Genomic DNA, 17,904 nt, shown 5'->3' with positions numbered 1-17,904 from the left:
TCATAGTTTTAATTTTAAATTTGAAATTGCCGTGCCCGGTTGACTAATTACATATTAGGTGGTCTACCTTACGATTTCTAAATAATCAATTATCGGATCACCGTCAACCAGAGCCAGACTGAACGAGGTTATAATATAACAGTGTTAAAAACGGCCTCAACTGCACGGCATCTCAAACTTAATGTATTTATATAAGAGGAAAAAGCCACTTTTGGAGAGACTGAACTATTCATAAATTTTAAAAATATGAATAAAGTTCAGGTTAATCCCGACTTAGATGAAGTTGAACTTTTAAAAAAAAGTTTTACTGAATCTTAGTCGTCCCGATAGTCATCGGGAGAGATAGGGATTATTTGTGAATAATCCGGGTTAAATTGTACCGCAGGCAAAAATGAAACCTTTTCATTTATTTTTCGAAATTATAGTTACGTTAGCTTATTCCCGAAATTCGGAAAATGAAGTTTTGGGTGTGTTTAACAAAGCAGAAATAAAAGTAAGTATAATTACATTCCGGAATTCGTAAAAATGCGACAACCCTGCCTCGAATAAATCGTATTGCAAATGTCAGACTCCGGCTAACTTTGTCTGACACAAAATTTTTAAATTAATATTAAGGTTGCGTTGAAAACAAAATTTCAATTTGAATCTGTAAATTATAAATGTTTAATTTGTAAATAATTAAAAACAGGAATTTAGACCTGTAATGTTCTAAAAAATAAATAAAGTACAATAAATTTAAAACTTACTTTACTATGTCAAAAATTAAAATAGGTATTAATGGTTTTGGACGCATCGGACGTTTGGTTTTCCGTGCGGCTGTTGCAAAAGAAAATGTTGAAGTAGTTGGCATTAACGATTTGATTGATGTGGACTACATCGCGTACATGTTGAAATATGATTCTACCCACGGACGTTTCAACGGCGAAATATCAGTAGATAACGGTATGCTCGTTGTAAACGGTAAAAAAATCAGGGTAACATCAGAACCCAACCCCGCTGATTTGAAATGGGGCGAAGTAGGTGCTGAGTATGTAGTTGAAGCTACAGGATTGTTCCTTACCAAGGAAAAAGCACAGGGCCACATCCAGGCTGGTGCCAAAAAAGTAGTAATGTCAGCACCTTCGAAAGACGATACTCCGATGTTTGTAATGGGTGTTAACCATAAAAACTACACCAACGACATGGAATTCGTTTCAAACGCATCCTGTACTACCAACTGCCTGGCCCCGGTAGCCAAAGTACTGCACGACAATTTCGGTATTGTTGAAGGTTTAATGACAACATGCCACGCCACAACAGCTACCCAGAAAACTGTTGACGGCCCGTCGAAAAAAGACTGGCGCGGCGGTCGTGGTGCAGGCCAAAACATCATTCCTTCATCAACTGGTGCTGCCAAAGCAGTAGGTAAAGTAATTCCTGAATTGAATGGAAAACTTACCGGAATGGCGTTGCGCGTTCCTACTCCAAATGTTTCAGTAGTTGACCTGACTGTACGCCTGGATAAAGGTGCTCCGTACGAAGATATTTGCGCGGCCATGAAAAAAGCCTCTGAAGGCGAGCTGAAAGGTGTACTGGGTTACACCGAAGAAGCAGTTGTTTCAAATGACTTCCTCGGCGAATCACGCACTTCAGTGTTTGATGCAGGTGCCGGCATCGGACTTAACGACAATTTCGTAAAAGTTGTATCGTGGTACGATAACGAATGGGGCTATTCAACAAAAGTGGTTGAGCTGGTTGAATACATGGATTCAGTAAAATAATTGCACCATATATATAATGGTATAAAAGGGCATCGAAAGGTGCCCTTTTTTTGTTTATTTAACTGTTCACCGGGCTGAAACCACGGTGTAAAAGAACTGATTACTAATTGAGGCAATTGTTCAACTGACTTTATGAAAAAATACTTATGAGAAAAACCGTGAAAAAATAAAAACCCTTTTTGTTACAACGGCGCTTCAGCCAGGTGTTTAATAACCTGTCACTTTTGTTGGTTAAAGCGTTTAATCCCCTTAATGGCTAAAGCCCTTTTATTTTCAGCTGACCCTGTTCACCGGGCTGAAGCCACGGTGTAAAAGAACTGATTATTAATTGAGGCAATTATTCAACTGACTTTATGAAAAAATACTTATGAGAAAAACCATGAAAGAATAACACTCCTTTTTCTTACACCGGTGCTTTAGCCCGGTGTTTTAACACAACCTGCCGCTTTTATTGGCTTTAGCGTTTAATCTCTGTCCTTAAAAACAACAAAATCATATTTCTCAATAAACTCTCTGTATTCATCTTCCCAGGTTTTCTTTTTATGATGTTCTTCCTGCGTTAAAATATAATTCTTCACTTTGCCGACCTGAGATTCACTCACACTTACTGCAAAATATTCCTTTTTGCCAATTCAATTTTAAACGGCTATAATTATTATTATTAAACCAAAAAGAAGATTCACCCTTTAATAATTGCATCACTTTCTCTATGGTTTGATTATTTCTGAGCCGGAATAGACAATGCACATGATTATGATGCCCTCCAACTATTTCCATCAAAATTTGTTTAGACAAAGCGTTTTGATGAATATGATCAAATAAATCCTGTCTTATTCCTGAGGTAAGAATTGATTTTCGATTTTTGACCGTCCAAACCGCATGAATCCAAATTTTCACGTGTGACATATTGGTATATTTTTGATGGATAAAATTTATTCATACCTCAACGATTCGATCGGATCCAACCGGGCTGCTTTTTGTGCCGGATAGTACCCGGAAACCACTCCCACAACAAAACACAGAACCACGCCAGTAATAACCCAAACCCAGGGAATTATAAAAGTTGAGCCAATCATCACCGAAACCATGTTCCCTATAAAAATTCCGATAATAATACCCAATACTCCGCCAATCTGGCCGATTATTACAGCTTCAATCAGGAACTGTTGCTTCACTGTATTGGCCTTGGCACCAATTGCTTTCCGTACTCCAATTTCGCGGGTACGCTCGGTAACCGATACCAGCATGATATTCATCAACCCCACCGCGGCCCCAAAAAGCGTAATAAATCCAATAATAGTTGCCACCAGGGTGATGTTTTTGATATTGTTTAAAAGAATATTTACGAGGTTGTCGCTTTTCTCAATATTGAAATCGGTTTCATCCAACGGATCGAGTCCGCGCACATTGCGAAAAACGGCTTCTGCCTGACCAATGGCCACATCCATAATTTCAGGCTGGCTGACTTTGACCTGAACATCGAAATTCATATTTGGCCTCGAAAAATAATTCCGGGTATTGCTGTAGGGAATGAAACAAATTAAATCGTTGCTGCTGCCAAAACCACTGCCTTTACTTTCGAGCGTACCAATTACTTTATATTTTCCACTGCCGATACTTATTACTTTTTGCAGCGGATTTTCGTTAACACCAAAAAGCTGCTTCACCAACTCACTTCCCAAAATCACAACACTCCTTCCCGACTCTATTTCAAAATCGGTAAAGCTCCTTCCCAAATCAATTTCATAACCGGCCGTGAACAGATAGTTGTCGTCAATTCCCCTCACGCCAATATTCGGGTTTGTTTTTTCTGAACCGTATTTTACTGTGGCATTACCGGTAGCATACACCGAAATAGCCGTGGATGCCGGAAAATCAAAACGTTCTTTAAATGCCTTTGCCTGATAAAACGAAATATAACCATGATTTTTTGTACGGTACCTGTTGTTTCCAACCTGCACACGCATTCCGCGGCTGGTAATAGTAAAGGTGTTGGCTCCCATAAAAGTGAATTCCCTGGTTATGGAAGTCTTAATCGAATCAATTGCTGTTAAAATACCGATAAGCGCAGTAATGCCCACGGCAATGATTAAAACCGTAAGCACCGTCCTGAGCAAATTACTCCTCACCGACTGCAGTGCAATCCTCATATTTTCAGCAAAAAGAGTAACCTGGCGCATAATTTTTCTTTACAAGTTAGATAATTTGCAACAATTTAATAGTTATTAGTGAAGAAAAGATGCCGAAAATTACATTTCGTGTTTTTGCCTGTTTTGAGGTTAATTTGACGAACAGGTGACGTTTTTGTTCGAGAATTTACCCTACCAAGCATTTTTTAACATTTTTTAAATGAGCTGAAAAATCGATGCTCCGGGAATGAAAAACAACGAAAAATAAAGCTGAAGTTGGTTAAAAATCAGTTTTTTGGAGAACATCCTGTCAAAAAATACCGGGGCTTAAAACCATACAATATAAATTTTATTGAAAGGATGCCCCAAATAAATACTTGCATTTAACAAGAAATCATTTATAAATTTGAACCAAGATTTTACTGAAGGCTATGATTTATCATTTTAAAATCACCTCGCAGGATTCAAAAAACTTCCACTTCGAAGTGGAACTGGACGGGAAACATTCGTTTTCCGACTTTCATTCCGTCATCCAAAAAAGCCTGGGATACGAGACCTATCAACTGGCTTCATTCTTCATCTTAAATGGATCACGGAAAAAAATTAAAGAGATATCGATGCTTGATTTGGGAATCAATAACGGGGTGTATTATATAATGCAGAAAACAAAATTGGCTGATTTGCTTAAAACAGAAGGACAAAAACTCATATACACTTTTGATTTTTTTAACGACAGATCATTGTTTGTAGAACTAACTGGAATTATTATGGAAAAAAATCTCAAAGAACCGTTTGTCACTCTGAAGCAGGGTGACGCCCCCGTACAGGTCCTCGGTGAAGAACCAGAACCAAAGGAGGCTACCAGACTTCAGGAAGAAGAGGTTTTTATGGATTTTGGTGTTGTTGAAGATTACGACGAACTTTTCGGTGAAATGGAAGATTTCTAAATCTTGCATTACCTGTACGGAAAGGCACTAATTTTATTACAGACTGTTCAATTTATTTTGGGCAGTCTTTTTTTTGCCAAAAATAATTTTGCCCTATATTACAGCATGAAACAAAAACATTTAATTGTACTTACCGGCCCCACGGGAATAGGAAAAACCAAAGCAGGAATTGAAATTGCCCGTCATTTTAACACCGAAATTGTTTCAGCCGACTCGCGCCAGATTTTTCGCGAACTCAGAATAGGTACCGCAGCGCCCGCAAAAACCGAACTTGAAGCAGTAAAACACCACTTTATACATTCCCACTCTATTTTCGACAACTACAATGCCAGCCGCTTTGAAACCGAGGCCCTGGCTCTGCTTGAAAAATTATTCCTGACACACAACACCGTGCTAATGGCAGGCGGCTCAATGCTCTATATTGATGCGGTTTGCAAAGGCATTGACCAAATGCCCGACGCCGATCCGGATTTGCGTGCCAATTTAGAAGCTCAACTAAGAGAAAAAGGGTTGGAAAATTTGCGCAGGCAGCTAAAAAAGGCGGATCCGGATTACTACAGCAAAGTGGATTTGAAAAACCCGGCGCGCATTATCCACGCCCTCGAAATTAGTTTGATGACAGGGAGACCCTATTCGTCATTCCGGACTACTTTCAATAAGGAACGTCCGTTTTCAATCCTGAAAATCGGCTTAAATTGCGACCGCCAGGAACTTCACCGCCGAATTAACGCAAGGGTTGATAAAATGGTTGCTGACGGCTTGCTGGATGAAGCCCGTGAACTTTACCAATTCAAACACCTCAATGCATTGAACACGGTAGGCTACCGTGAGTTATTTGCGCATTTCGACGGAGAAGTCTCAAAAGAAAAAGCCATTGAACTGATAAAAAGAAACTCGCGGCGATATGCCCGCAAACAGCTTACCTGGTTTAGAAGAGACGATGAAATTACCTGGTTTGAACCCGGTCAGATTCAAGAAATAATTGAATATATCGAAAATAAAATACAACAACCCAATGAATGAAGGCCAATTTATAATTCGTGTTTACGGGATTATTTTCAACGATAAAAATGAAATTTTACTCACCGACGAATTTCAACTGAACACAAAAATGACCAAATTCCCGGGCGGCGGACTGGAGTTTGGCGAAGGACCAATAGATTGTTTGCGTCGTGAAATGCGTGAAGAATGCAACGGACAGGAAATTAAAAACATCCGCCATTTTTACACCACTGATTTCTTCCAAAAAGCATTGTTTTATGAAAATGCGCAACTCATCAGTATTTATTATCTGGCCAATTTGAAACCACCCGTAAAGTTTAAAATTTCTGAAAAACCATTCGATTTTAAAGACCTGAGTAACGGAAACCAAAGTTTCAGGTGGGTAAAAATAAAAGATTTGAAGAAAGCTGAATTATCTTTTCCAATTGATAAATTTGCGGCAGAGGAACTCGAAAAAAAATTTTCATGAAAATAACCATTCTTGGACCCGCGCATCCGCTGAGAGGAGGAATTGCTGCACTAAACGAACGACTTGCCAAACAACTTGTTGCAGAGGGACACGAGGTCAATATTGTTTCATTTTCGTTGCAGTACCCCAAAATACTTTTCCCGGGCAAAACACAATTTTCTGACGACAAGCGCAGCTTCATCTTCCCCATATCGCCCGATGTAAATGCTGTAAATCCCTTCAACTGGCTCCAGGTGGGGAAAAGAATTAAAAAATCGAGGCCCGATTTGCTGATTGTCAGGTTTTGGCTTCCTTTTATGGGAATGAGCCTGGGCACAATTTGCAAAACCGTTCGGAAAAATGGCCACACAAAAATAATTTCGGTTGTTGACAATATCATTCCTCACGAAAGCAGGCCCGGCGACAAATTCCTCAGCAATTATTTCATAAAAAATGCGGACGGGTTCATTGCCATGTCGAAAAGCGTGTTAAACGACTTGTCTCTTTTCGACCGTACCAAACCCAAAAAATTCACGCCTCATCCGGTTTACGATCATTATGGTGAAATTGAATCGCGCGACACAGCCCTTGAAAAGCTTAATCTGGATGCCGGCTTCAGGTATGTTTTGTTTTTTGGCTTCATAAGAGACTACAAAGGGCTCGATTTACTCCTGGAGGCTTTTGCTGATTCATTCTTCGTAAAAAATAAAATTAAGCTGATTGTTGCTGGCGAATTTTATGCCGACGAAGCAAAATACCTTAAACTGATAAATGAGTTAAAACTAGAGAAACAGGTAATTTTAAAAACCGATTATATCCCCAACCCAGAAGTTCAAAATTATTTTAATGCGGCCGACATTGTGGCTCAGCCCTATAAATCGGCAACACAAAGCGGTGTTACACAAATTGGTTACCACTTCAACAAACCAATGCTTGTTACCGATGTGGGCGGACTTTCAGAAATTATTCCTCACGGTAAAATTGGTTACGTTGTGCCACCGCAAAAAATTAAAATTAAAAATGCGCTGAAAGATTTTTTTAAAAACAACTACACCGAACTTTTTTCACAAAATATTATCGAGGAAAAAAAGCGTTTTGAGTGGAATAAAATGACAGAAACAATTTATGAACTGTTTAAGGAAATAAACCATGATTGATATTAAAAATCGTTTTAATGAACTAAACGAACTTTTGACCAAAACATTAGAAGACTATTCAACAATAAAAACAATAGATTCAATCTCGAAAACCATAACCGAAGCTTACCGCCGGGGAAACAAAACCGTATTTTGCGGAAATGGTGGAAGTGCCGCCGAAGCTCAACACCTGGCAGCTGAATTATCAGGAAAATTCAATATCGACCGCGCGCCAATTCCTGCCGAAGCCTGTCATGTCAATCCTTCGTTTGTTACCGCTGTTTCAAATGACTACAATTTTACAAAAGTGTATGCCCGCTATATCGAGGCATTCTGCCAAAAAGGCGATGTTTTAATCGGGCTTTCCACATCGGGAAACTCACCAAACATTGTTTCAGCTTTCGAAAAAGCAAGCGAGATGGGTATTTTAACCGTTGCCCTCACCGGCGAAACAGGTGGTAAACTAACTTCGCTTGCTGACTACATTATAAAAATTCCGTCAACAAATGTTCCCCGCATTCAGGAAATACACCTTTTAATCGGGCATATCATTTGTGAAACGGTAGAAAATGCGCTTTTTGAAAACAAAAAATAATCCTCTTTTTTAATTGGCATTGTTTTGGTAGAATTTAAAAAAATAAAGACTTTTAGGGCTTGATTACTGAGCGGAAAATTGAATTATTAGGAGAGGAAAAATAAAGTGCAACACTTTACAAAAGCGGAAATACGACAGATTGAAGACCGTTATCAGGATTTTCTGAATGCTATTCGTCATAAATTCGACGAAGAACGCCTGGCACGGATTGAAAAAGCATTTCGTTTTGCCAATGCTGCGCACGATGGCATTAAACGAAAATCGGGCGAACCGTACATTATTCACCCCATTGCCGTGGCCAAAATTGTAGCTGTCGATTTAGGACTGGGCGCCACGTCTATTTCAACTGCTATTTTGCACGATGTAGCCGAAGACACCGAATATTCAATTACCGACATTGAAAATATGTTTGGCGAAAAGGTGGCCCGCATTGTGGATGGCCTCACCAAGCTATCGGGCGATTTTGACTCGCGCCAGGCACTCACGCTCAAAAAAATGCTGATGACCCTTTCTGATGACATCCGGGTTATCCTCATCAAAATTGCCGACCGCCTGCACAACATGCAAACTCTCGATTCGATGCCTCCGCATAAAAAAATAAAAATTGCAGGCGAAACACTTTATCTTTATGTGCCGCTGGCGCATCGGCTCGGGCTATACGCCATTAAAACCGAGCTGGAAGAACTTAGTTTCAAACACAAACACCCCGAGGAATACAACCGCATTTTATACATGCTCCACAACCAGGAAGAAAAACGTAACTACCTGGTAAATGAGTTTATTCGCCCAATAAAAGAAAATCTTGAAGCAGAAAATATTGAAAGCAATGTTACCCACCGGCTGAAATCAACCTATTCCATCTGGCAGAAAATGCAAAAGAAGGGGGTTACTTTCAATGAAATTTACGACATTTTAGCAGTAAGAATTGTAATTAAAGCGAAACCCGGAATGTCGGAGAAACGACAATGTTTCGATGTGCTTTCACTGGTTACCGACATTTACAAACCACGCCCCGACCGCATCCGCGACTGGATTACCATGCCCAAAGCAAACGGGTACGAATCGCTACATGTTACCGTTATGGGGCCGCAGGGAATGTGGGTGGAAGTCCAAATCAGAACTGAACGAATGGACGAAGTTGCGGAATATGGTTTTGCCGCACACTACCGCTACAAAGATATCAGCACTTTTGAAAGCGAGCTCGACACCTGGATTGAAAGAATCCGCGACCACATCAGAAACCCCGATTCCGATGCTTTTGAGTTTCTCGATGATTTCAAACTCAATTTATATTCAGCCGAAATAAATGTTTTTACGCCAAAAGGCGATATGGTTTCGTTGCCACAGGGAGCAACAATTGTAGATTTGGCTTATGAAATACACACCGAACTGGGCAACAAATGCATTGGTGCCAAAATAAATTTCAAACTGGTTCCCAGCAGTCATGTGCTGCAAAATGGCGACCAGGTTGAAATACTTACCTCTGAAAAACAATCGCCAAAACTCGAATGGCTAAAATATGCCACCACGGCCAAAGCCCGGAGCAAGATCAAAAGTGTTTTTAAGCTCGAAAAGAAAAAACACATTGAAAAAGGAAAAGAAATTGTTGATGAAGCCATAAAAAAAACAAAAGCTCCATTAACATCCAACAACCTGAAAAAAATTATTGCGCATTATAATCTCAACAATAAAGAACAACTCTATTCTGAAGTGGGAATGGGTTTTTTGGAACTCAACAACTTAAACGAAATACTTGAAAAAAAATCACCCAACAAACTGGTAAAATACTGGAACATTACTTTTAACCGGAAAAAGAAAGAAGAAAAGGCCGAACCGGGGGAAGGAAAAAAACCGAAAAAGAACGGGAAAAAAATTGATAAGCAAAAACCTTTTGTGCTAAAGGAAGCACAGGACAACATTACCTATTCGCTGGCCAAATGCTGTAATCCAATCCCCGGCGACGAAGTGGTTGGGTACTTGAGTACCGACGACCATGTTGTTATCCATAAAAGAGGTTGCAAAGAGGTTGAAAAGTTTCTGTCAAGCCATGGCGATAACATAATTGCCGCCGAATGGACACGCTTCAAAAAACAATCGTACCTGACCCGACTCCGCCTCGAAGGATTCGACAGAGTGGGCATTGTTAACGAGGTAACCAATGTAATTTCAAAACAACACAGCATAAACATGCGCTCCGTTCAATTCGACACACACGACGGCGTTTTCGAAGGCGATGTTTTTATCTACATCCACAATGCCGACGACTTAAACGAACTCATTTTACAACTGAAGAAAATCAGGGGGATTGACCGCGTTTCACGTGACGAAAACCTCAGCGATTAATTTTTATTTAGTCTAAGAAATCAAAAAAAAATTTCTATTTTTGAACCCTATTTAAAATTGGTTTAAATATGAATAACCATAAAACCAGGGAAACTGTCAGAAATATGTTTACGGAGTACCTGGAAAAAAACGGCCACAGAAAAACTCCGGAAAGATTTGCCATACTCGATGAAATTTACTCAAGAGAAGGGCACTTCGATATTGAGTCGCTGTACATTTCGATGAAGAACAAAAAATACCGTGTGAGCCGTGCAACGTTATACAATACAATTGATTTGCTGCTCGAGTGCAAGCTGGTTGTAAAGCACCAGTTCGGGAAAAATATTGCTCAGTTTGAAAAGGCTTTTGCAACCATGCAGCACGACCACTTAATCGACACTTCCAACGGGAAAGTAGTTGAATTCTACGATCCGCGAATCAGGGAAATCATTGAAGATGCCTGCCTGAGAAATAATTTTAAGCTTTCGCATCATACGCTTTACATTTATGGCCGCTCCATGGAAAATGATTAATGGAAACTACCGGCATTTCAAATTCAAAACCTTCATTCATCTTACCACCTTCTAAACGAGGAGCTTAAAATTTCCCCCATTAACAATTCATGAAATAAAAAATGTTCAGGTGATTTTTTATAAATCCCTTTAAAATTATTTGTAATTTTAGTCGCTTAATTGTGAGCCGTGATTACGAACTTCAGAAAGGACGTTTTCACGGTTTCGTATGTAAATTAAAATCGAATTAACATGAGTGTAGATGTATTGCTGGGCCTTCAGTGGGGCGACGAGGGGAAAGGAAAAATTGTAGATGTACTTACTCCCAAATACGATGTAATTACCCGTTTCCAGGGTGGCCCCAACGCAGGTCATACCCTTGAATTCAATGAAATAAAACATGTATTGCACACCATTCCGTCGGGCATCTTCAGGGAAAACAAAATTAACATCATCGGCAATGGTGTGGTTATCGACCCCATTGTATTCAAAAAAGAAATTGACTCGTTAAGCAAACTGGGATTCGACCTCTCCAAAAACCTTTACATCTCAAAAAAAGCTCATCTGATTTTACCAACCCATCGCATTCTCGATGCAGCATCGGAAAAGAAAAAAGGAAAAACCAAAATAGGGTCCACACTTAAAGGAATTGGCCCAACCTACAAAGATAAAGTTGGTCGGGAGGGATTGAGAGTAGGCGATTTAATTCATAATTTCGATGAACGCTACAACGAAAGAGTTGATAACCACAAAATGCTGCTCACCGAATTTTTCAAGTACGATTACAAACAGGAACTGGCTGACTGCGAGCAGGAGTGGATGAAAGGAATCGAGCTTATTAAATCTTTCCAGATAATCGACAGCGAGCATTTCATAAACGACCTAATCTATAAAAAGAAATCGGTTTTGGCAGAAGGAGCCCAGGGCACCCTGCTCGACATCGATTTTGGCTCGTACCCGTTTGTAACCAGCTCAAACACAATTTGCGCAGGTGCCTGCACCGGGCTGGGCATTGCGCCTCAAAAAATTGGGAAAGTATATGGCATTTTTAAAGCTTACTGCACACGCGTAGGCATGGGGCCGTTCCCAACCGAACTATACGATAAAACAGGCGACAAACTTCGCGATGCCGGTCATGAATATGGCTCAACAACAGGTAGGCCCAGGCGGTGCGGCTGGCTCGATTTGGTTGCGCTAAAATATTCGGTAATGCTGAATGGCGTAACCGAACTGATTATGATGAAAGCCGATGTACTCGACAGTTTTGAAACCATTAAGGTTTGCGTAGGCTACGAAATTAACGGCGAAGTGGTTGAACATTTCCCATTTGAGCTTACTGATGATGTAAAACCGGTTTATGTGGAACTTCCAGGCTGGGAAACCGACCTCACAAAAGTTAAATCGCAGGATGAATTCCCTGAACAACTGAACAATTACATCAGTTTTATTGAAGATGAAATGGGAATTCCGGTTACAATTACTTCTGTAGGACCGAACCGGGAACAGACCATTCACATGCCGGAAAAATAGAACTCCCTGTCCTGAAACTTATTAAAAATTTAACTAAAAGAGCTCACAAAAAATTTGTGCCCCTTTCTTGCTTTTAAAACAATATTTCTTGATTATCTTTAAGGAATTCTGAGAAATATTGACTTTATGCCTGCAATTTTAGAAAACTGGGGACTGTACACCGACTTTTACGAGCTCTTTATGGCTCAGGGCTATTACTTTTGCGGGAAAAAAGACGACACAGCCACATTTTACTATTTCTTCAGAACCAATCCGTACAAAGGAGGTTTTACAGTTTTTGCAGGGTTGCAGGATTTCCTGGAATTTCTCAACAATTTCACCTTCAGCAATTCTGATATTCAATATCTTAAAAAACAGGGATTTAAAAATGAATTTCTGGATTACCTGAAAAATTTTCACTTTTCAGGAAATATCATGAGCATGCAGGAAGGCGAAATTGCATTTGCAAACGAGCCTGTTTTGCAGGTTGAAGGGACGATTATCGAATGCCAGCTCATCGAAAGCCTGTTGCTGAATATTCTGAATTTTGAATCGTTGGTTGCCACAAAAGCCTTTCGCATTAAGCTGGTAGCAGGCGACCGCATGTTTACTGATTTCGGATTGAGGCGCGCACAAGGTTTAGGTGCACTGCATGCCAGCCGCGCTACCATCATCGGCGGAGCTTCCTCTACCTCTAACGTACTGGCAGGCAAATTATTCGACATTCCCGTTTCCGGAACACAAGCCCATTCCTGGATTCAAAGTTTCGACAATGAGCTGGAAGCATTCCGGGTTTATGCCCGGGCACATCCCGAAAACGCTATTCTGCTTGTTGACACCTACGACACGTTAAAAATGGGTGTGCCAAATGCTATTAAAGTTGCAAAGGAAATGGAAAGCCGCAATGAAAAACTGAAAGCCATACGGCTCGACAGCGGCGACTTGGCCTACCTGAGCAAAAGAGCACGTAAAATGCTCGACACAGCAGGACTTGAATATGTGAAAATTATTGCATCAAATCAGCTGAATGAACATGTGATAAAAAGTTTGCTGAAAGACCAGAATGCAGCCATCGATGCTTTTGGTATTGGCACAGAACTGGTGACCGGGAAAAGTGATGCCGCGCTCGACGGTGTTTATAAACTTGCGGAAGTTAACGGACAGCCCAAGATGAAAAAATCGGAAAACATCGAAAAAGTAACACTCCCCTGCAAAAAACAGGTTTACCGGTGTTTTGATGAAGAAGGTTTTTTCTACCGTGACACCATTGCTCTGGCCAATGAAAAAGAAAATGAGCTCGGATTAATTTTTCACCCCGTTTATCCCAATCGCTTTACCTACGTAAAAAATTGCAGCAAGCAACCGCTTTTACAGTTGGTAGTAAAAAATGGCAAAGCTATTACAGCTCAAAAAACTCCGGCCGAAATCCACCAGTTTCTCCTTTCACGTTCAGCCCTCCTTCCCGATGAGCACAAGAGATTTATCAGCCCTCACATTTATAAAGTCGGTATTTCTGAAAAATTGATGAAAGCCCGCAACGAACTGGTCAAAAAACTGGAATAAAAAAAACAAAAGAAAAAATATGACAGAAATTATTCGTCCCACGCTGGTTATCGACAAAGACAAGTGCTTACAAAACATTGAAAAAATGGCCCAAAAAGCCAAAGATTACCAGCTTCGCTTCAGACCGCATTTTAAAACTCATCAGTCGGCCATAATTGGTGATTGGTTCCGCTTATTCGGGGTTGAAGCCATTACTGTTTCGTCAGTAAAAATGGCCGAATATTTCTTTAAACACGGCTGGGACGATATTACCATTGCTTTCCCTGTAAACATCCCGGAGATTACTAATATCAACCGCCTGGCGGCCAATATTAAACTGAATGTACTTGTGGAAAACAAAGAGGGGGCAATGGCTTTGGCAGATAAAATAAACCACCCGCTTGGAGTTTATGTGAAAATTGATACCGGTCATAACCGAACGGGGATTAACTCGTCCAGAACAGGCATAATCGACAACGTAATTCAAATTCTCACCAAAAATAAAAAGCTAAAATTTAAAGGATTTTTATCGCATACCGGGCAAACGTATTACGCACGGTCAACCAATGAAATTTTCAGCAGCCATTTTGATGCCCTGCTGAAAATGCAATCGCTGAAAAGGCGCTTCAGCACCAAATATCCTGACATTGAAGTTAGCCTTGGCGATACGCCTTCGTGCACACTTTGCACCAACTTTAACGGCATTGACGAAATACGTCCGGGCAACTTTATTTTCTATGATTTGATGCAACAAAGCCTCGGCGTTTGCGATTTTGACGATATCGCAGTCCGGTTGGTTTGCCCCGTTGTTTCGAAACATCCTTCACGCAACGAAATTGTAATTTATGGCGGTGCCATTCACCTCTCCAAGGAATTTTTGCTGAATGTGGCTGCAAAACCCTATTACGGAAGAATTGTAATTGATATTGACGGGGAAAAAAAGATGCTCGGAGAAAGGAATTACGTTATGCGACTTTCGCAGGAACATGGCATCTTGAGAGTTTCACAGAAAAATTTTCATTTAATTAATGTGGGAGATTTAATTGAGATTATCCCCATCCATTCGTGCCTGACAGCAAATATGGCCGGCAGCTACCTCACCACCGAAGGCGAAGTAATTCCGATGATAAATACTTAATGCTTTGTGCAGCCTCTCTCCCCCATTCACAATTAAGATTCTCAAAAAAATGGGGTAAAAAATTCAAAATCCGGACATTTTTCATTACCTTAGTGGACAAATATCCGATAACATGAATTCAAAAGCATACAAAAAACAGGAAAAAAGAACCCCCAAAGCTACCGAACCGGCAGTAGCTTTGGCATACCAACGCGAACATTCATTGCCTGCACATGCCATTTTGGGAGTAAATGTCAATGCGTTTTCTGAACCTTTGAACCGGGTAGATACTTTTAGGGAGGGGCTCCATAAAAAATCATTCGAAAAACTGAAGGAGATTACAGGGCTCGACAATAATACCCTTGCCAGAGCGCTGGGCGTTTCTTCAAAAACCATTCAACGAAAACAAATTTTCGATGTCATTCAATCGGAAAAAATGTATGAACTAGCCGAATTGTACGCGCTGGGAATTTCCTATTTTGGAGAGGACGGTTTCAGGCATTGGATGGAAAGACCACTCTTTAGTATTGGCAACCGAAAACCCATCGAATTAATTGATGTATCTGAAGGTATAATGCTGCTAAAAGCTGAAATTATGCGGCTGCAACACGGCGTTGCAATATGATTATTTACCGCATTGCACGAACAGAATTTTGCGACCTCAGCGGAGAGGGTGCAAAATTATATGGCGGCCGGTGGAACTTTGCCGGACATCCTGTTTTGTATGCCAGTTCAACTATTGCTTCGGCATTGCTGGAAAGGCTCACGGTTGACCCCGAACTTTTTGCTTCTGAACGCTATATTTTATATAGCATTATGGAATTTGACTGCCCTGCCCGGTTAATCAAAAAAATTTCCGAAAATGAATTGCCCGCCAACTGGGACGCTATTCCATTCACCAAATCTTCACAGCAGTTTGGAACTGAGCTGATTCAATCGGATATTGTATGTTTTGAAGTTCCGTCGGTGGTTGATAAATCTTCTTTTAATTACATCATTAACCCGCTGGCCAAAAATATCAGTAAAATAACCTGGGAGATTTATCCTTTAGAGTTAGACAAACGAATAATAAAATAAACCCTAATCCTGTTTCACTTCCAGCACTCTTGAAATGGCTTCCAAATAAGATGTAACAGGATACATTTTCTCATCGTACCAAAGGGATGCAAAATAGAGTCCGATTGGGGCTGCCTTAAACCCATTTTCAGTATAAAAACGGTCGAGCCAGTTTAATCCTGAATCGCAAATCTCCAGATTTTCTTTGGACGAAAGCGCCGAAACGGCCAGGGCTGTTTCTTCCATAGTGCCGGGAATTGATTTGTCGCCGCCCCAGCTGCCGTCTTCATTTTGTACTGAAACAAGAAAATCGTTGCCTTTTTTTACCATCATTTCTAATTGAACACGTGCATTTTCAGGAAGCCACTGGTGCGCCAGTGCATCTTTCAAATAAGTAACCACTTTTGCCGTTCCGTAAACAGGATTTTTGTGGTCGGGCGTTAACTGGTTTCCAAACCAAAGGGGCAGCCAACTGCCATCTTCCCGCTGGTGTTTTTTCAAAAATGAAAGTGCTCCGGCTGCAACTTTCTCAAGTTTCCTGATTTCTCGTTTTCTCAAATCGTGATTGTAGGTTTCCTTGACTGCAGAAACTGCCAGCAGGCAATGCCCGGTTAAATCGGAACAGCTTTGGTCAAAGGGTAATTTTCCCCAGCCTCTTGAAAATGTTGGAAAACCGCCGTCGTTATTTTGTAATTTTCCCAGCCATTTAACCGCGTCGAGCACCTCTTTTTTTTCCCTGTTCTTGGGTTGAAGTTTTAACAGTGCCAGAATAGTGCCGGGTGTATCGTCGCCATCGGGCACTGAGCCGGAGTAATTTGTCCAGCCCCAGCCGCCCTGTCCGGTTCCGTTAAACGGATGCACGCCTTCATTTTGTATCAATTTAAAATGATCGGCAATTCCATCCTGCAGATCAGTGGTGATAAAAGCGGTTAAATTCGACCGGTATGCTTTTACTGAGAGCGAAGTCACCCAGGAGGACAAATCCACATCAATGGGCCAGCTGCCGTCATCTCGCTGGGTGTTCTTCAAAAACCGAATACCTTTTTTAACCACCTCAGTATCGCCGTAACCGGAATTCAACAGGCTCAATACTACAAAAGCAGTTAATGGAATCGCTTCCAGGTAACCACCGCTTTCGGGCAGCATGCGGTGCAAAATACGCATGGCTTTTTTAATGGAAAAATGCCGGACAATCCGCCAAAACAAGTTTGATTTTTTCTTTTTGAATATGACAATGCCAACTGCCACCAGTGCCGGAATGGCATAACTTACCACACTGAGGTTGAGCAACCGGTAAAACCGGCGCGGCATTAACGACAGCTCAAAAGGAAGCTGCGGGACGTGCCGAAAAGCACTTTCGTCGGGAACGCCGCACAGTCCGCACATAGCCAGAATAGGTACCGAAAAAGTGTAATCATTTTGGTAGTGTTCTAAAATATATTCAACCACCTGCGACGAGGCCACATCAATTTTTTGGGCGTTCAGGTATTCCTCAATCTGACTTTGGGTTGCTTTTACCGATTGATCCACGGCTGCATACAAATTTAAAGCCGCGTAAACCAACAGGCTGGTACTCACATTTCCCGGGCTTTCGGGGGTGTCGCCAAAACTACCATCAGCGTTGATATTCTTTTGCAGCCATTGGATTCCTGCCTTAATTTCCGGAGCATGCGTTTTTTTATCGTCGAAATGTAAAGCAGCTACTGCTACAGCAACTCCCAGCGCGCTCGACGATAATTTTCCTTCCCAGTAACCTTCCGGTTTGAGTTCAGTGGCCACAAACCGGCCAACTTCTTTTAACCTGTTTTGTAATTGTTTTTGGTCCATTT

General features: G+C 40.9%; 16 protein-coding genes. 13 read left to right on the top strand and 3 right to left on the bottom strand.

The window, feature by feature from the left end; all coding sequences use genetic code 11:
* Nucleotides 1-752: 752 nt before the first annotated feature.
* Complete coding sequence (gene gap / locus BUC07_RS13640) at nt 753-1,760, top strand: type I glyceraldehyde-3-phosphate dehydrogenase (protein ID WP_073170466.1); 1,008 nt, start codon at nt 753-755, stop codon at nt 1,758-1,760.
* A gap of 594 nt (nt 1,761-2,354) precedes the next feature.
* On the opposite strand, the gene BUC07_RS13635 is transcribed toward gap, so the two are convergent.
* Nucleotides 2,355-2,666 carry a transposase gene (locus BUC07_RS13635; protein ID WP_217652703.1) on the bottom strand — a complete coding sequence of 104 codons (312 nt, stop codon included), beginning with the start codon at nt 2,664-2,666 and terminating at the stop codon, nt 2,355-2,357.
* A 26-nt stretch (nt 2,667-2,692) separates the two neighbouring features.
* Complete coding sequence (locus BUC07_RS13630) at nt 2,693-3,940, bottom strand: ABC transporter permease (protein ID WP_073170463.1); 1,248 nt, start codon at nt 3,938-3,940, stop codon at nt 2,693-2,695.
* A gap of 380 nt (nt 3,941-4,320) precedes the next feature.
* Between BUC07_RS13630 and BUC07_RS13625 the strand changes: the two genes are divergently transcribed.
* The 12 genes from BUC07_RS13625 (at nt 4,321) to BUC07_RS13570 (ending at nt 16,096) form a co-directional block, all read left to right on the top strand.
* Entirely contained in the window at nt 4,321-4,836 is a 516-nt protein-coding gene (locus BUC07_RS13625) for an IS1096 element passenger TnpR family protein (protein WP_073170459.1), read from the top strand.
* A gap of 105 nt (nt 4,837-4,941) precedes the next feature.
* Nucleotides 4,942-5,859 carry a tRNA (adenosine(37)-N6)-dimethylallyltransferase MiaA gene (miaA, locus tag BUC07_RS13620; protein WP_073170492.1) on the top strand — a complete coding sequence of 306 codons (918 nt, stop codon included), beginning with the start codon at nt 4,942-4,944 and terminating at the stop codon, nt 5,857-5,859.
* Nucleotides 5,852-6,307: an NUDIX hydrolase gene (locus tag BUC07_RS13615; protein ID WP_073170456.1), complete on the top strand. Its 456-nt coding sequence runs from the start codon at nt 5,852-5,854 to the stop codon at nt 6,305-6,307. Before miaA ends, BUC07_RS13615 begins: the two co-directional genes overlap by 8 nt.
* The gene (locus tag BUC07_RS13610) at nt 6,304-7,443 is read left to right on the top strand and encodes a glycosyltransferase (RefSeq protein WP_073170453.1); all 1,140 of its coding nucleotides are present in this window, start codon (nt 6,304-6,306) and stop codon (nt 7,441-7,443) included. Before BUC07_RS13615 ends, BUC07_RS13610 begins: the two co-directional genes overlap by 4 nt.
* Nucleotides 7,436-8,017, top strand: coding sequence for a D-sedoheptulose-7-phosphate isomerase (locus tag BUC07_RS13605; protein WP_073170450.1), 582 nt, complete (start codon nt 7,436-7,438; stop codon nt 8,015-8,017). The genes BUC07_RS13610 and BUC07_RS13605 overlap by 8 nt, the downstream gene beginning before the upstream one ends.
* 105 nt (nt 8,018-8,122) lie before the next feature.
* Nucleotides 8,123-10,360 (top strand): RelA/SpoT family protein, encoded by a 2,238-nt coding sequence (locus tag BUC07_RS13600; protein WP_073170447.1) that lies wholly within the window; start codon nt 8,123-8,125, stop codon nt 10,358-10,360.
* A 68-nt stretch (nt 10,361-10,428) separates the two neighbouring features.
* Nucleotides 10,429-10,872 carry a Fur family transcriptional regulator gene (locus BUC07_RS13595; RefSeq protein ID WP_073170444.1) on the top strand — a complete coding sequence of 148 codons (444 nt, stop codon included), beginning with the start codon at nt 10,429-10,431 and terminating at the stop codon, nt 10,870-10,872.
* Nucleotides 10,873-11,103: 231 nt separating this feature from the next.
* The gene (locus BUC07_RS13590) at nt 11,104-12,381 is read left to right on the top strand and encodes an adenylosuccinate synthase (RefSeq protein ID WP_073170441.1); all 1,278 of its coding nucleotides are present in this window, start codon (nt 11,104-11,106) and stop codon (nt 12,379-12,381) included.
* A 126-nt stretch (nt 12,382-12,507) separates the two neighbouring features.
* On the top strand, nt 12,508-13,923 hold the full coding sequence (locus BUC07_RS13585) for a nicotinate phosphoribosyltransferase (RefSeq protein WP_073170437.1): 1,416 nt from the start codon (nt 12,508-12,510) through the stop codon (nt 13,921-13,923).
* Between the two features lie 19 nt (nt 13,924-13,942).
* Nucleotides 13,943-15,040: an alanine racemase gene (locus BUC07_RS13580; protein WP_073170434.1), complete on the top strand. Its 1,098-nt coding sequence runs from the start codon at nt 13,943-13,945 to the stop codon at nt 15,038-15,040.
* Nucleotides 15,041-15,152: 112 nt separating this feature from the next.
* Entirely contained in the window at nt 15,153-15,644 is a 492-nt protein-coding gene (locus tag BUC07_RS13575) for an antitoxin Xre-like helix-turn-helix domain-containing protein (protein WP_073170431.1), read from the top strand.
* Entirely contained in the window at nt 15,641-16,096 is a 456-nt protein-coding gene (locus BUC07_RS13570) for an RES family NAD+ phosphorylase (protein ID WP_073170428.1), read from the top strand. Before BUC07_RS13575 ends, BUC07_RS13570 begins: the two co-directional genes overlap by 4 nt.
* 3 nt (nt 16,097-16,099) lie before the next feature.
* Here BUC07_RS13570 and BUC07_RS13565 read toward each other — a convergent pair whose 3' ends face one another.
* A complete protein-coding gene (locus BUC07_RS13565; protein ID WP_073170425.1) occupies nt 16,100-17,902 on the bottom strand; it encodes a prenyltransferase/squalene oxidase repeat-containing protein in 1,803 nt (600 codons plus the stop codon).
* Between the last annotated feature and the right edge of the window lie 2 nt (nt 17,903-17,904).

This window comes from Tangfeifania diversioriginum (assembly GCF_900141875.1).
Taxonomy (GTDB): domain Bacteria; phylum Bacteroidota; class Bacteroidia; order Bacteroidales; family Prolixibacteraceae; genus Tangfeifania; species Tangfeifania diversioriginum.
This window is presented reverse-complemented; position numbering and strand designations above follow the sequence as displayed.

Excerpts from the sequence above, each read along its gene's own strand:
- BUC07_RS13610 (WP_073170453.1), top strand. The coding sequence starts at position 6,304 with ATGAAAATAACCATTCTTGGACCCGCGCATCCGCTGAGAGGAGGAATT.
- miaA (WP_073170492.1), top strand. The coding sequence starts at position 4,942 with ATGAAACAAAAACATTTAATTGTACTTACCGGCCCCACGGGAATAGGA.
- BUC07_RS13585 (WP_073170437.1), top strand. The coding sequence starts at position 12,508 with ATGCCTGCAATTTTAGAAAACTGGGGACTGTACACCGACTTTTACGAG.
- BUC07_RS13565 (WP_073170425.1), bottom strand. The coding sequence starts at position 17,902 with ATGGACCAAAAACAATTACAAAACAGGTTAAAAGAAGTTGGCCGGTTT.
- BUC07_RS13625 (WP_073170459.1), top strand. The coding sequence starts at position 4,321 with ATGATTTATCATTTTAAAATCACCTCGCAGGATTCAAAAAACTTCCAC.
- BUC07_RS13570 (WP_073170428.1), top strand. The coding sequence starts at position 15,641 with ATGATTATTTACCGCATTGCACGAACAGAATTTTGCGACCTCAGCGGA.
- BUC07_RS13590 (WP_073170441.1), top strand. The coding sequence starts at position 11,104 with ATGAGTGTAGATGTATTGCTGGGCCTTCAGTGGGGCGACGAGGGGAAA.
- BUC07_RS13635 (WP_217652703.1), bottom strand. The coding sequence starts at position 2,666 with ATGTCACACGTGAAAATTTGGATTCATGCGGTTTGGACGGTCAAAAAT.
- BUC07_RS13580 (WP_073170434.1), top strand. The coding sequence starts at position 13,943 with ATGACAGAAATTATTCGTCCCACGCTGGTTATCGACAAAGACAAGTGC.
- BUC07_RS13630 (WP_073170463.1), bottom strand. The coding sequence starts at position 3,940 with ATGCGCCAGGTTACTCTTTTTGCTGAAAATATGAGGATTGCACTGCAG.
- gap (WP_073170466.1), top strand. The coding sequence starts at position 753 with ATGTCAAAAATTAAAATAGGTATTAATGGTTTTGGACGCATCGGACGT.
- BUC07_RS13615 (WP_073170456.1), top strand. The coding sequence starts at position 5,852 with ATGAATGAAGGCCAATTTATAATTCGTGTTTACGGGATTATTTTCAAC.
- BUC07_RS13595 (WP_073170444.1), top strand. The coding sequence starts at position 10,429 with ATGAATAACCATAAAACCAGGGAAACTGTCAGAAATATGTTTACGGAG.
- BUC07_RS13575 (WP_073170431.1), top strand. The coding sequence starts at position 15,153 with ATGAATTCAAAAGCATACAAAAAACAGGAAAAAAGAACCCCCAAAGCT.
- BUC07_RS13605 (WP_073170450.1), top strand. The coding sequence starts at position 7,436 with ATGATTGATATTAAAAATCGTTTTAATGAACTAAACGAACTTTTGACC.